Origin of the sequence: Lentibacillus jeotgali (assembly GCF_000224785.1) — a bacterium.
Lineage (GTDB): Bacteria > Bacillota > Bacilli > Bacillales > Amphibacillaceae > Lentibacillus > Lentibacillus jeotgali.
Genome location: NZ_AGAV01000003.1, coordinates 33141 through 47689, shown reverse-complemented (window position 1 = coordinate 47689; position 14549 = coordinate 33141). Strand labels below are relative to the sequence as shown.

Annotated in this window: 13 protein-coding genes; all 13 read right to left on the bottom strand. The window is 40.2% G+C overall.

Annotation, left to right across the window (positions count from 1 at the left end; all coding sequences use genetic code 11):
• Window positions 1–69: 69 nt before the first annotated feature.
• Complete coding sequence (locus tag ON01_RS00665) at window positions 70–1611, bottom strand: efflux RND transporter periplasmic adaptor subunit (RefSeq protein ID WP_010529087.1); 1542 nt, start codon at window positions 1609–1611, stop codon at window positions 70–72.
• Complete coding sequence (locus tag ON01_RS00660; protein ID WP_010529086.1) at window positions 1608–2282, bottom strand: hypothetical protein; 675 nt, start codon at window positions 2280–2282, stop codon at window positions 1608–1610. Before ON01_RS00660 ends, ON01_RS00665 begins: the two co-directional genes overlap by 4 nt.
• A gap of 122 nt (window positions 2283–2404) precedes the next feature.
• Window positions 2405–3577, bottom strand: coding sequence for a GNAT family N-acetyltransferase (locus ON01_RS00655; RefSeq protein WP_010529085.1), 1173 nt, complete (start codon window positions 3575–3577; stop codon window positions 2405–2407).
• Between the two features lie 380 nt (window positions 3578–3957).
• Window positions 3958–5835: a group II intron reverse transcriptase/maturase gene (gene ltrA, locus ON01_RS00650; protein ID WP_010529084.1), complete on the bottom strand. Its 1878-nt coding sequence runs from the start codon at window positions 5833–5835 to the stop codon at window positions 3958–3960.
• 715 nt (window positions 5836–6550) lie between these two features.
• Entirely contained in the window at window positions 6551–6916 is a 366-nt protein-coding gene (locus ON01_RS00645) for a toprim domain-containing protein (RefSeq protein ID WP_010529083.1), read from the bottom strand.
• Window positions 6913–7431, bottom strand: coding sequence for a restriction endonuclease (locus ON01_RS00640; protein ID WP_010529082.1), 519 nt, complete (start codon window positions 7429–7431; stop codon window positions 6913–6915). Before ON01_RS00640 ends, ON01_RS00645 begins: the two co-directional genes overlap by 4 nt.
• A gap of 19 nt (window positions 7432–7450) precedes the next feature.
• A complete protein-coding gene (gene mobP2 / locus ON01_RS00635; RefSeq protein WP_010529081.1) occupies window positions 7451–8689 on the bottom strand; it encodes a MobP2 family relaxase in 1239 nt (412 codons plus the stop codon).
• An 18-nt stretch (window positions 8690–8707) separates the two neighbouring features.
• Window positions 8708–9145, bottom strand: coding sequence for a hypothetical protein (locus ON01_RS00630; RefSeq protein ID WP_010529080.1), 438 nt, complete (start codon window positions 9143–9145; stop codon window positions 8708–8710).
• A 1-nt stretch (window position 9146) separates the two neighbouring features.
• Window positions 9147–9479 (bottom strand): hypothetical protein, encoded by a 333-nt coding sequence (locus ON01_RS00625; RefSeq protein ID WP_010529079.1) that lies wholly within the window; start codon window positions 9477–9479, stop codon window positions 9147–9149.
• A 259-nt stretch (window positions 9480–9738) separates the two neighbouring features.
• Window positions 9739–10794: a hypothetical protein gene (locus tag ON01_RS00620; RefSeq protein ID WP_010529078.1), complete on the bottom strand. Its 1056-nt coding sequence runs from the start codon at window positions 10792–10794 to the stop codon at window positions 9739–9741.
• A 22-nt stretch (window positions 10795–10816) separates the two neighbouring features.
• Window positions 10817–11944, bottom strand: a complete 1128-nt coding sequence (locus ON01_RS00615) for a M23 family metallopeptidase (protein ID WP_010529077.1) — start codon at window positions 11942–11944, stop codon at window positions 10817–10819.
• Window positions 11941–12609 carry a hypothetical protein gene (locus ON01_RS00610; protein WP_010529076.1) on the bottom strand — a complete coding sequence of 223 codons (669 nt, stop codon included), beginning with the start codon at window positions 12607–12609 and terminating at the stop codon, window positions 11941–11943. Before ON01_RS00610 ends, ON01_RS00615 begins: the two co-directional genes overlap by 4 nt.
• Window positions 12609–14537 (bottom strand): VirB4 family type IV secretion system protein, encoded by a 1929-nt coding sequence (locus tag ON01_RS00605; protein ID WP_010529075.1) that lies wholly within the window; start codon window positions 14535–14537, stop codon window positions 12609–12611. The genes ON01_RS00610 and ON01_RS00605 overlap by 1 nt, the downstream gene beginning before the upstream one ends.
• Between the last annotated feature and the right edge of the window lie 12 nt (window positions 14538–14549).

The following is a 14549-nucleotide window of genomic DNA, read 5'->3' as shown; positions in this document are numbered from 1 at the left end:
GCGCCCTTTCGGAAAAAATTGTTTAATAATGATAACTGTTTCCGCAACTGCGGTTTTTGTTTTCCCTGTTTATCTCGACAATAACCCTATAATCATATATCGTTTCCAATTCACATTATCATATTTCCTCAAATCTTGCCATTCTATGTCCTCGATCTTCAATGGTGTCATAAACACTGCACCGTCGTGAAATTGATCGTTGTCTGACTCAGCGATCCATTCGCCAGAAGACGCTCCTTCAGTAATCTCAATCATATTATCCATATGAATGCCTGTCTTTACAGGCCGTTTAACCAGCAGGCCTTCACTTGTCATTTTCCATAAATGCTTATTAAACAGCTGGCTCTTCATCACCGCCGCTGCACCTTGGGATTCATTGGTAGTTATCGTCAAACCTGCATGATAGCCGGGCAATAAGTCCTCCATGTCTGACTGGTCCGCTTCCCCTTGTTCAGCAGCTTGAGTGTCTGATGATGGCCGCTCCGCCTCCTCTGTGTCAGGTGACTCCGATGGCTGGCCGGGATCTTCTGTTTCCTGGGATGAGGCCGTATCCTTTGTGTCACGTGAGCCATCCGGTTGTCCGTTTTCTACCGTTTCTTCGGAAGGTGGTAATTTAATCTGTACGTCAGATGCTTCTGCTTGTGGCGCCTCTTCTGATTGTGACGGCTGTTCGTCTTCAAAGCTTACTTCAAACGGATACAGACTTGACCCATGAACATCAACACTTTCAGGTGAAGCGCTTACGGTGCTCAGGGTTCCATTTAAAACAGTATCATTTCCCCTGATGTCCACCTCAACAGGCATTTCCTGCTCAACTTTCATCCGCTCCGCTTCTGTTAATTCACCTTCTGCCTGCAGCTGATTATCCCAAATGGTCACCACCGGGTTATCGAGTGAATCAGAGACAGTGGTCACTTTTCCTTGATAAGGACTTTCTACAGTTATGGTTTCACCGTTTGATTCCAGTTCAGATATCTGTGCCTGTACACTCTGAAGTTCTGCTTCCTTTTGCGCAAGTTCTTTTTCCTTTTCAGCCAGATATTGCTCTTTCATGTAATTAGCATCGACCGATCTGCTAGTCATCCCCATTGTGCCTTCTACACTATCTGCCTCGTTCTCCAAATCAATTTCAGGAGGCAAATTAGCAGAATCGGCCTCCATGTTAGTCTCAGGCATTCGATTAGCAGAGTTGGTCTCCATGTCAGTTTCAGGGATTCGATAAGCTGAAATAGAGGCAATCGCCGATTCAATTGCTTGAATTTCACCAGTCAGCTTTTGCTGTTTACTTTCCAGATCAGTCATTGTTTCAAAATAACTGTCAGCCTTATACGTGAATAGATCATCACCGATTTCCACCTCAGTGCCTTCTTCAACAAGAAATTCCTGAAAACTCCCCTTTTTCTGATCAAAATAAACATTCTTCTCTTCAGCAGTCGCCAAAACGCCAGTTGTTTCGATGGTTTCGGACATATCCTGTTCAAATGTTTGCGTCCATTCCTGAATATACGTCACCCGCGGGACCCGGTCTTCATCATCAGCATACACAAGGAAACTATTAATGCCAATAAATAAGACAACAACTGTCAGAATAAGCTTTCTGCGACGACTCATGCAAACCACCCGCTTATCAAATGACTATCCAGAAAGGCCAATGCGGCAGCGCCGGCCCAGTATAAAATATGTATAAAAATCACACCCAACCAAATCCAACGTTTTTTTACCGGTGATAAATAGCTTAAAAATTTCGCTTGCAACCAGATGACCCATAGCTGAAAGAGCGAGATTGCGCCGAAGAAGAAAATTACCCACTGGGCCTCCGTGAAATATGCGGCGATGATACCAAATGACCAAGGTGAAACATACCAGTCAAGTCCCCCATAGACGGCAAGCGGTATCCATAAAACCCGTTCAATCAGCATGACAAAAAGTACGATTTGCTGCAAAAGGACGAGTTTTTTATAAGGGATATCAGTGAAGGCATAAAAAAATAACGACGGAATAAATAAAATCAATAGGGCAAAAACGACAGCAAATGCCATCCGTCCCACGACGAACCAAACTTTTCCAGCTTCATACTGAAACGTCGTCAAAGATGTCGCTTCCTCAGAAATGATGCTGGATCCTATACCGAGGAGTGCCATCCAAGCATATAAACCCGCAATGCATAGGATTAGCAGCAGACAAATTTTCCACAAATTTTTCAAAGCTTCTGCCTTTCTCAGCCGGAATAAATGGTCATCAATTGGAAAGAAGAATTTTATAAGATTAACATGATAGAGCATGAATGACATTCCTTTAGTAAATAATGGTTGTTTGCTGTATGTTATCTATTTTAACGTAGTATATGAAAATATCACACTAATTTTAATGTTTTTTGTGATAATAGGTCATATTTCCCAAGAATTTAATAAAAATCCGGGAAGAATGTTTGTCGATTCGGAATGATATTCTCCAGATGCTCTACCTGGTCCGGCTTTCCCTGGATAAGGTCCGCAGCATACAGCTCTGCCGGACGCCTATACCCCATCAGCATGGAAGTAAGCTGCTGCACACTGCAGTGAATACCTTCTCCTTGTTCGATGTTCGCCTGTATATAAGTGACATTCGTGCCAGGCGTTGTTTGTGACAGCTGATAGACACCGTCGTTTTCCGATAAAAACGCATCATTTACATGTAAAGTTACCGGTTCACCAGGGCCTTGTTTAAACGGATACGCCTTTAGGAAATTCAATACATTGACAATCCTCGCCATAAAATATGGATTGACTCTTTGCTCAAACCGGGGTTCATCGACAAGCAACGCCAGGTCGTCATTTTCCGGCACAGTCATTTCGACCGTTTCCGCCATTGAATCATGATTCGCGATGAATTGCAGGAGTAATTTTTGTGCATTAAGCGTGGCAAATGCCAGTTCATGAACCGTCACTCTGCCTTCTTTCACGTTATAAAGTATATATCCTTCTGCTTTTCCGTCTTCGTCATAAGCAACTGCTTTATGCCAATCTCCGCGTAAAACACGCTGTTTCCACCACTTTTCGTCACGGACAAGCGTTCCGTTGAATTGCTTGGCGTATTCAGTATAAACCGTATGCAATGCAGCAATATCATTCTCAATAAGGCTAACGTATCCTATAGTTTTCCAATTCCGTTTCAAGACAGTAATTGGGATGGTGTAGGTTTTTTCTGAAAATGTATGCTCCCAGCCGAATTTCCTGTAAAAAGCAAACGAAAACGGATGGAGAAAGGATAGGGGTTGTCCGTGCTTTCGCATATGGTGCAGGGCATGATGCAGTAATCCTCTTACAGCTCCCTGTCTGCGATATTCCGGCCATGTTGCCACAGAACTGATACCGCCCATTTCAACCGTTTCTCCGTTGATATAACACGATAATGGAATCAGGTGCAGTTTGGCAGCCAGCTGATTATTCTCCATCCAGCCCCAAATAATATGACGTTGTGCTTCTTCTTTTTTCTTATTCAACGCATTTTCTGTCAAATCATATTGAAACGCAAATTGCGACAGGGCAAAAATATTGTCAGCTTCTGCTGCTAAAGATAATCGTTTAATCTCTGCCACTATGTACGCCTCCTGTCAATTACTGTTATATTTTATGATACTCGAAAACGAGCCAAAATGGAATGTCTTAATCTAATGTTCTTTGAGTCAAAAATGCTGTCCTTGCAGAATCCTGTAGAAAGATGGCCTCCCCCAATCAGTGGAGAGCTTACTGCACGTGACATGCAGTATAAAAAAAGCCCCCTTCCCTGTTAAGGAAAGAGAGCTTTGATAACGTATTGTTTCGTTTTGAGAACTGTTAGTCATTGTAAAATAAGGGGATGAAACCATTTTTGTATATTACCTGTATATTACATATACTTATCTACAGGTTTTTCAAGCAATTAAAATATGATTAAACATACATTTTGCACTTTCATCTAATATATTTTTTAGATTTCCTACAAGAAAATTAAGAGCACTGGTACCGGAAACTTGTTAAGCTTATGAAGCTGCTGTTCATTAAGCTTTAATATCGCTAGATATTCATTGATAGTATCGGTTCTTATTGCATGTATAAGCGCATGTGCTTCGGGTTTTATGAGCGTCAAGTTGTCATAGCTGTCATCATGTGTTAGGTGGTACGGTTTTTTATGATGACAGTGCATATCAGTTATTTCTAATTCCTCTTCTGTTACGGAGCACCTACCATATTGCGCGACATACAAGGAAATCCTGTTATCATTAAATTCGACCGTTGCACGGTCATTTATTACAGGGTGTTCTCGTAGCCATTGAAGTGAAGCTTCGGACACAGCCTTTTGATTGTCATGAATTAGTTTTCTACCTTGTGAGGTATATTTATTAATGTATGTTTTAGGGTACATAGGCTTTCGGTGCCGTACGTAACTCACAGGAATTATGGGTCTACCGAGCAGGTATCTCATATTCTTCGAATTTGTGTATCTGACTATACCTTTATCCTTTCCGGTATATTTTCCAGTTTTAGATAGTCCAGAATTTATCAATCGGGTATTCATTGTTAAAAGCACTGGGTAGTGAATTTTCTTGAAATCCTTATTGACATGTGTGGCTATCCTATAGTAGTTGTGCATTCCTATAACTTTACTATTGTACTTGCCAATTGCTCTAATCCCGTCAGCACGTCTAGGAGCTTTCTGAATCTGTATTATTTGTGCTTTTAGTTCCTGTTTCATTCGATTAATAGCTTTGGTGCATATATGGGAATGCATAACATAGCGATTTTTGCCTTTTCTTTCTAACTTTAGTGAGAAACCTAAAAACTCGCTTTCTTCTTTACGAAGGTAAGTGATCTTGGACTTCTCCTCCGATATTGGCAAACGTAAACGTTCTTCTAACCACTGCTTACAAGCATGATATAGTTTTTCTGCTGTTTTTCTGTCTGGGCAGAAAACCTTGAAATCATCACCATATCTTACGAAATAGCATTCCTTAAGATTAGTATGTGAGCGCATTTTTCTATGGTGATTTCCCATGTGTTCAGTCCCATTGGAATTGTATTGGGTTTTTATCTCCGACATTCTTCGATTTTCCCATTGATTCGCTATCCACCAATCGAACTCATTGAGATTTACGTTAGCAAGTAATGGCGATAAAATACCGCCTTGCATCGTTCCTTTCGTCGGTGTGAATACTTTTCCATTTGGAAATTGTATCGGCGACTCCAACATTTTCCTGATAATGACTAGGACTTGTTTATCTCGTATTCCCATAGCCCAGAGCTGCCTAATTAGTTTTGAATGCCATACTTCATCGAAGAATCCTTTGATATCTATATCGACCACATATTGCATTTTGATGATATTCATCTTCTTTGCACAGTCGGCTATTGCGTGTTCCGTTGATTTATTTGGTCTGAAACCGTGACTATGTGAGTTGAATTTTGCTTCACATATTGGCTCTAAAACCTGTAAGAAACATTGTTGTGCTATTCTGTCCCATATAGACGGAATACCCAGTGGGCGTTTCTTACCGTTTGGTTTCGGTATTTCTACTCGTTTAACCTTTCTTGGTTTATAACACGCAAACCTTCTTTTCACGATGTTTAGAAATTCATCAGTGTCCAGTATCTCAATATCTTTAATTGTTTTACCATCTACACCTGTTGTTGTACTTCCGCCATTTCGTTTTATATTTCTATATGCCAAAAGAATATTGTTATCAGATGTAATGATTTTCATGAGTGATTTGAAATTTTGGTTTTCGACACTTCTTTGATAGAGTTTATCGTACACTTCTTGCATACCGTAGTATTCCGAATGTCTGAGTTTTCTATCTTTGTGTCTAATGTTGTCCATAGTTCGTCACCCCCTTAGAAGTTCCTGGTTGTGACCTTTTGGTCTTACGGGAAATCTATGGTAATGACTTAGGTTTCTTTTCTTTATAATGTTGACTTGTGACTGTTGCTCTACTTCCATTACAGAAGTTTCAAAGCTCATGTCACTGCTTTCATCAAGATTAAACTAGGTTATTAATAATTCTTAGTTCCCTAGTAACGCTTCATTGTCTGTGTAAACTCCACGTTCTTGACTTCCCACGTTCCCTTAGTTCTATCAATGCTATGGTTTAGGTGCTGACTTTTGCCCTGTACCACTTCAAGTGCCTATAACACTCCACGGAGTTTCATAAAAACAATTCTTACTCCACCGCATGATACAATAGAATAACCTTCTTATTTCAAGGCTCTACCCGACACATTTCTATGCCTTAGGCGTTTAGGACAGTACATTCGCCAGTTCGTCAGTGCTTCTGCACATTCTCACCATGCCAAGCTTTTTACGACTTCCGGCATATAATCTATGGACGATGCCTCCACCGCCCTTTCGGTTGGTGTTACCACTACTACGATAAATTTCTGCCGTCTTCACCGAGCTTCATACCACTTTCGATTACACATATCTACTTGTCGCATGTCGGAGTATTAAAGGGGCGTTTCAAGGCGTTACCCTATCATTCCACCTCTCGAACTAAGAGTTCTCCACTAAAATTTGTTAGTGTGTCTAGTCTTTTCAACTAGCAACGTGTCGCGCTGTTTTCACCTTCACGATCACAGTCAGTTGCGACAATAATGTCATCTGTTTCCTTCAATAATTGCTTCACAACATTAAACTGTTTTGTTTTATCCTTACTTATTTGAAATTGAAATGATTCAGGGAAGATTGGTAAGTTGTCTAAATGCCACTTCTTCCAAGATTCACTATAATTCTCAGGTGGAGCCAGTTCTACCAAATGACCAAAACCCCAGGTGATGTACGTTTTGCCTTGAAAGAATCGATGGTCATTCACCTCCATGTAGCCATCTTTTTGACGGACATCTTGAAATGCTTCTGCATAGTGCTTGGCCTGACTTGGTTTCTCAGCTAATACTGTAACGGTCAATATAATTCGCTTCCTTTCCGTGTAAATTGTTTTGGCTGGTTCGTTGGATTAATCTTTACAATGAACTTTTCTAATTCATATCGGTTTAACAATTTTACATCGCATGCCTTGGCTAATGTTTCAGCATGTTTCGTGAAAAAAGAGTTCGTAATCACCCACGCTTCATCTGCCTTATAAAAAAACATGGCTGCCAATACTTCACGTACGGCATCCATGCTGACTTGATGTTTATAGCCATAGCGCTTGGCCTGAATCACAATTTTATTTCTGCCTTCAAGCACCACGTCTGCCCCATAGTCACCTGATTGTTGTGTCACAACCGGTCTATATCCTAATTCTCTAAATAATACTTGCAGGTACGCTTCAAACTGATAGCCTTTCATACGGTCAATATCTCTTATGCCTGACTTTTTCATCAGGTTATATCGTTTTTTCTTCTTAATGTATTTGATAATCATTGGAAAAACACACAGAACAATCAACATAGCACTGAATAAGATTAATAGATTGTTCACCATACCACCACCTTTTTATTTATTCGTAGCCATCCATTAGTCGGTCAAATTCCTGCAGGTTTCGATCCTTTTGATAATCATGAAACGTACGGCGCATGGCACTGCTTAATTTCATAATGGAAGCATTAAATGCATAAACAGTCTGGTTTGGATTAGTAAATGACTGCTGCTGATTGAAAGATTGCCATCGATTTAATGGCTGAAATGATAAATCGTTTTGCGCTTTCGCATAGTTCCGCATCTCAGACAATACTGCATTCCCCATACGCTTCTTGAGGTCATCCAGTTTTGTTTGTTTATACCTTTCATAATCACTTCCTTCACCATACATTTCTTTCATCACGTTCACTTCATCATCCAATTGTTGATGCAGCTGTTCCATGTCATCGCCATGAAATTGCTGCAGATAAATCGTTGTTATGTCATCTATATATGGCCTTGCTTCATTAATCGATTGATAACCATATCGCCATTGTTTCTTATCCGATGGAAGGTGATTCATGGCTTCCTGAAATAATGTTTTTGTTTTGCGATAAGTGGCCAAGGAAACACCATTTTCTTTTTTATGATGGATTGTACCACGGACAAGGTCATCAATTTTATTCCGTTCATGCGTTCTATCCAGAATCATGTTGGCCACTTTGGATTTCATTTTATCGAGTGTCTTGGGTTTACGTTTGGCACGGTATTCTTCTCGCCATGTTTGATTTTCCTTATCGAATACGTCCATTTTTTCACGTGTTGGATGTGTTTCAGTTGAAGCAATATGGACATGGATGTTGTCGGTATTATAATGTAACGATGCTGTCCATACTGCTGATTTTTCCATGCCTTCTGACCGCAGCACAGTGTCCATTGTTTCACGGACAACCTTGCGCATACTTGCCTCATCGACAGAATGTGTCGTCGGGTTATAGAGGCCCTGTTTCGCCAACCATTCATTATCAAAACTAATCACATCCTGCCACATAGGTGATTCATTCTGTTGTGCTTTTTCAAATTGTTGCTTCAACGTTTTCTTGTCATTCGCATTCAATTGATCGTTATCTTTTGTGAATAAATCACCTCGTTTTGCTTCATCATCCATATAATCCATGAAGTTATGAAAGACAAAAAAATCATCCTTATCTTTGGATGACTGGTTCACATGAATATGTCGTTTGGCATCTTCACGATCGATATAATTAATGTAATCGTTAAAGGTATTGGACCCAGGTGAGACAAATTTGCTTCGTAACACAACCGCAGGACTGTTCATGCATTAAGCCTCACTTTCCTATTTCTTTTGTGCCTTTCGTTTTTCATAATCTAATTTTTTCTGACGATGTTTATGGATACGTTTTTGAATTAAGTCTTCTGCTTGCTGCATCCCGTTCGTCTTATACTTTTCAGTGGTAATCAAATCTTTAAACTCATTCATCAGGTAGTAATGGTTCATAAACTCGAGTAGAATTTTTGTGTCACGGTCAACCACATTACCGGTAACTTGAATGCTCTGTAATTTGTCTTCCATGGCTTCAAGCTTTTCATCCAATAAATCCGCGATCATGTTTTTGAAGACAACATACTTTTCATTACGTTCAGCGTCATAGTGTTCAATCGCTTCTGTAATGACGTCTGCTTGTGATGAATGGTTTTCAGCTGCAATGGTTTGTATCTTTTCGATTATATCTGGTACCAGCCGAACATGTAACCGTTGTTTCGTTGTATGCAATCTAATTCACCTCCTTCACGTTTAGGTTAAACATGTTTTCCAAATAGTCATCTGTTTCAGCAGGATCAATGTCCAATACAGTGGCTAACAACAAATGCATTTTCATGGATTGTTTTTCTAATTGGTCGAGTCGATTGTACGTCACCTCTAATGCATCACCTACGCGACTTAATGTTGAATCCAATTCTTTTTCAGCACGTTTAATGCCATTAAACTGTGCTAAATCTTCAATGTGTCTTTTTAGTAATTCATTCCGGGACACATTTTGTTCTCTTGCTACTTCTTTTAATACTTGCATAGCGCCTGCATCTAAATCACGAATTTTTAAGTCCATGTTTATCACCCTTTCCGTTATTTTGCTGCATGTTCACTCAAAAATAAGTCGTAAATGTCTTTCCTCTCTGTCAACTTCTTTCAATGCGTGCAGGTATCTCATGGGACCGCCAATATTGTTGAACAGGATAAGGGGAAAATGCCATCACATAACGTGATGGACTAGGCAGAGCCTAGTTTTTCCGTGCATGTCATTTTTTCGAGCAGAGGCGTACAATTGGCGCCCTCTATGGCGTACAGTTGGCGTACAACGCCATCCCTTAACCATCATTCTTTTTGTCGGTTTTTTTCTTATCATTGGATGACTTGGTGGAGCTATTATTGTTCTTATCTTGTTTGTTTTTGTTCACATCTTGTTGATCATTTGCCGCATTATCAGCATCCACTTTGTCATGTTCTTGTTGCTTATTGGCATCGTTATTCTGTGTTAAAGCATTGAGTTCTTCTTCACGATTTTGATATTTATCCTGGAGTTCCTTCACGGTCTTTTTCAGTTTTTCGATTTCACTTTTGGCTTCTTCGATAGCTTTATCCTTTTGTTCAATCTCACGTTTTGTGTCAGCTTGTTCCTCTTTCGTTTCAAACGCCATGTCTTGTTCCAATGATTTTTTCTCTTCCTTAAGTGTCGTTATCAGGTCTTCCTGAAACGGTATATCTTCCTCAATAATGGTGGTGATTTCTTGTTTTGTGCGCTCCATATCGGCTACAATACTTTCTTTTTTGTAGCCTTTATCTGTCTTCGTTACCAATGATTGATTGGTGTCTATTTTTCGGTAGTCTCCGACGATTATCACTTGTTCCGGCTCAGGTAGATCAGATTCTTGAATGTCCTGATCAGTCACCGTAGCTTCACCATCTTTGTTTTCCAGCTGCTTTTTGTATTCTTGTTTGAGGATGTTTTGATCCCGATGTTCTGTCACAAATAACCCGATAACCTCAAAAGATTCCGGGACATCTTCAATCTGAACAACCATGTTATTGTCTGACTGATATACCAATTCTGCATTGTATTTTTGACTCTCATTTTGTTCTTTCGCATAAAAAGAAAATGTCGGTTCGACTGCATCTGTTCCAGTATGATTGCGTTCCAGCGTTACCTCCATCAATTCATTTTTCGGATTATATTCCCAGTCACGGAGCGTTAATGTCGTTTGACTAAGCCCGCCAATTGATTCATTAAATGCTGTTTGAGCTATCGCGCTGTCATCATACATCCATGTTTTGGAGGTAAAAAAAACGCCAAACGCTAGGCCGGCGACCAGCAACAGACTAATATAGGTTTTGTTTTCACGTCCGCGATTCAATTTGTTTTTCACGTCATCATCACACCTTCCTTGTTCACTGTTGACCGGTTAAAAATGGTTTAACGTATGGCATTGGGTCGACTTTTTCACCATTGACAATGACTTCAAAATGTAAATGAGCACCGGTCGATGCACCCGTTGAACCAACTTTGCCAATGACCTCACCTGCTTCAACGTTTGTGCCTACTCGTTTTCCCTTTTCCATCATGTGCGCATATCGTGTCCTTAAACCATCGTCATGTTTAACTTCCACATACCAGCCATATCCTGTTCCCATATTGTTGCTACTGGATTTGTGAGTCGTGCCATTTGCTTCACTAATGACAATTTCACCGTCCGCAAAAGCCGTGATGGGTGTGCCTGTAATATCTCCGGAAGCAACATCAATGCCAGCATGGAATGACGAGCAGCCACCACAACTCCGATTACCAAATCCAGATGTAATTCTTTTTGTATGTGATGTTATCCATGATTTATCACCAATCACTTCCATGTCTGGTTGATTAGATGGTTCACAATTCATCGTTAATCCGCCTAGCTTTTGGGCAATCTCTTTCGTTGTCGGTACCCAATGTTCATTTAAATTATTTGGATCATTGGCAGCACCAACCGGTGCATACACACTACCTAATTGTTCAATGGTTACTAAACCATCAACTTTAATACGGTTATATAATGTTTGCGACATGGACTCTAATCCGTCTTTCAATGTCGGAAAAGAAAAAAGGCCACTACCATCCGGGTTCATTAAGCCTCCCGGATTGTTTTTTTGTTGAATGGCATTTGATTTTCCCCAGGCGGTTTCATGTAGCGCAATAGAAGCAAACAAAACAGGGTCAAGATCTTTTTCTTCCGACAATTGAATAATGTCCTCACCATGACCTTTCAAGGCACCGGAGCGTTCTTTATTTTGAAAAACAGATGTCCACTTTTCCTGATTAATCTCACCTGTTGCCGAGCATACATAACCGGCAGATGGATGATTTTTGTTTGATTGTTGTTCGTCAACACTGCCACCTAATGCACCAATAATCGCAAACATGATGGCCATTAAAACTAAACCAATCAGTATAGGAATGATATTTGCTGCAGCTAGCCCAACCATCCATCCAATCGCCTTTTTCTTGCCAATGGCTTTCACAGCACCCCAAATATGTTTCATTTAGCCTTCTTTCCTTCCATGCTTTCATCAGGGGTTACCATGTTGTTCACCAGCCATTTATCGTTTTGTTGAACCATGGTCAGGTAAAAAAGTTGCGTGCGCTGATTGGTTAGTCGTTCATTTGATGTAACATGCCATGAAGCAAATGCACCGAATATCATATTGTTTGGTTGTGAGGTATCTGAAGCAAACAGTTCAATCGATTCAATACGTCGTTCAACATTTGATTCCTTCACTGCCGGAATGTCTTGTTTGATTTCCTGCAGAAATGAATCTGTGACAACACCTTCCCATTTATCCCAGTCGGTGATTTGCAATAAATAAAGCGCAAGTCCTTCCTGAGCCTGCTCCTTTGCACTGGTAACTGCTTTCTCGCCAAATTGTTTTTGATAGGTGGTTTCATGTTCATCTTCAGCCGTTTGCTGGGTAGCATTCTGTGTTTCATCTTCAATGTTTGAACCAGGTTTAGCACCTAATGCTTCATCGATTTTGTCTTCCTGAAGATCTGGTGGTTGCTCTGTTTCTTGCTGTGATTCATCGAATAAACTCTCTGGATTTTGTTGCTCTTGTTCTTCATCGGCTGTCCATTTCCAGACATATACGGCTATGATTAAAAAAGCAACACTGAGAAGAAAGATAAACTTGTAAAGAACCCGTTTTTCCATTACAAGCCCCCCTCAAACAAATGCAATTCTTCGTCAGATGCTTCAATGGAAAGCATTAAGTTGCCAACACCACTGATACTTAATAAACATTCGCCTTGTTGGAGTTGTGGAACATGCTCCAATTCACTATCCGTCAGCTGCCCTTCAAAAACGGTCCGTAACGTATCCAAGGAATTAGAATCCTGCTGCATCACAAATTTATATTGGGTGAGTTCAAATAACGTCCGTATTTTGGTGACCGTGTCTGTATCAGAATGGTCTGGCACAAAATCACGGATGGATTGACTGGCCAAAATGAGGCCACCGAAATATTTCCGTGCTTCACGTGCAAAGTCTGTTAAAAACTTAACCGCCAGCATATTTTCCGAATTAACCAGTCGATGAGCTTCATCAATCATGACCAAAAAGCGCGTTGCTTCATCAATATCAAACGATTCATCATCATACATAAGCTGCTTTTGCGACGAGCCAATTTGAATTAAGTTATCCCAAATTAAGTTCAATGCGTTAAACATCTGAGCATTAAACACACTTTTTTCCAGTCCGGTTAAATTACGAATGGAAAAGAAAATCACTTGTTCATTCGTAATGTCAGGAATCGTTGTATGACCATTAAACAAATACGAAAAACTGTTCACCAGATTATCAATGACCAATTCAATTTTTTCGAGTCGCTTAACCCTCGTGGATGATAGTTCTGAACGAATGATTCGTTTTTCAGTATTGTCATAGAGTTGATCACGAATGAACCTTAAAAAGTCACTGAAAATGGGATAATCCTCATTAGCCAGTGACGTAATACCTGTTGTATGAATTTTATCCGTGAAACCAAGTGAATCATAGAATAGGCGCAGTACCTTTTTGAATTCTTCAATTTCCTCAGAAGAAGGGTTACCAGCCAGAAACATATAAAAGGTTGCCACCTTCGATATGTGCTGCATAAAGCTGATTTCCTCATTCTTTTCCGGATTACTATTGTCTTCTGTACGAAAGATTTGCAGTGGATTAATGACGCCATCACTGCCATCGAGACTAATCGTGTGGCCGTTCACAGACTGAACAAGTGTCTTAAATTCACCCGTTACATCAAAACCTCGAATAAAATTGCCACGTGCTTCATTATCCATCAATAATTTTTTAAGTGTCGTTGACTTACCGGCACCCATTTTTCCGACAACCACTGCATTAAAAAAACGTCTCATTTTATCCTTATGAAAGAGATCAAACAGCACATTACCTCCGGTAAACGATGTCCCTAAATAACTGCCGGTTCGATCATTCAATTCTGAGAAGTGATAAGGTAGACCTGACGCGAGTGTTAAAGCCGGCATGCCTTTTCCTTCCCGTTTGTTCGGAAACGCCAGTTGTTGTTCATAGGGTAAAAATAGTGACTGCCATTCCCAATACGTTTCATTCAAAAAGATTTGACCTTTAAACCCGAATGACTGTAATTTAGACATGGTTCGTTCCACTTTCTTTTCCAGTTCCCAGATGGTTGGTGACGCCACGAACAAACGAATATGCAGTAATTTAATGACCTCTCCCATTTCACTTATTTGGCGATATAAGTCTTCCATCTCCTGATAACCACGTTGCGCATCCATCCGTTCCGATTCATGCTTGGAGCTTCTAAACCGGACATCCTGTTCCACCATACTTTTATTAATCGCACTCACTGTCTCATCCTGATTCATCGTTGCAACATCTGTTACAACTGTTACATCATACATGGCCATAATTTTATCGAGCCACAACACATCGACACTGGAGGGATATTCAAAAACATGAATACACGTTTCATAGCCATCTCCTTTTTTAATATATTTGTCTTGAAAACGAATACCGCCTTGTGGTTGGATTGCTGTCAGAAAATCCTTGTCCAACTGAGGTGGTTTCGGTTTTCCTGATGGTTTCATCTGCATTGGCATCGTAATCATCCT

Coding starts and splice junctions, on each gene's coding strand:
- ON01_RS00660 (WP_010529086.1), bottom strand. CDS start 2,282: ATGCTCTATCATGTTAATCTTATAAAATTCTTCTTTCCAATTGATGAC.
- ltrA (WP_010529084.1), bottom strand. CDS start 5,835: ATGGACAACATTAGACACAAAGATAGAAAACTCAGACATTCGGAATAC.
- ON01_RS00615 (WP_010529077.1), bottom strand. CDS start 11,944: ATGAAACATATTTGGGGTGCTGTGAAAGCCATTGGCAAGAAAAAGGCG.
- ON01_RS00665 (WP_010529087.1), bottom strand. CDS start 1,611: ATGAGTCGTCGCAGAAAGCTTATTCTGACAGTTGTTGTCTTATTTATT.
- ON01_RS00610 (WP_010529076.1), bottom strand. CDS start 12,609: ATGGAAAAACGGGTTCTTTACAAGTTTATCTTTCTTCTCAGTGTTGCT.
- ON01_RS00625 (WP_010529079.1), bottom strand. CDS start 9,479: ATGGACTTAAAAATTCGTGATTTAGATGCAGGCGCTATGCAAGTATTA.
- ON01_RS00605 (WP_010529075.1), bottom strand. CDS start 14,537: ATGCCAATGCAGATGAAACCATCAGGAAAACCGAAACCACCTCAGTTG.
- mobP2 (WP_010529081.1), bottom strand. CDS start 8,689: ATGAACAGTCCTGCGGTTGTGTTACGAAGCAAATTTGTCTCACCTGGG.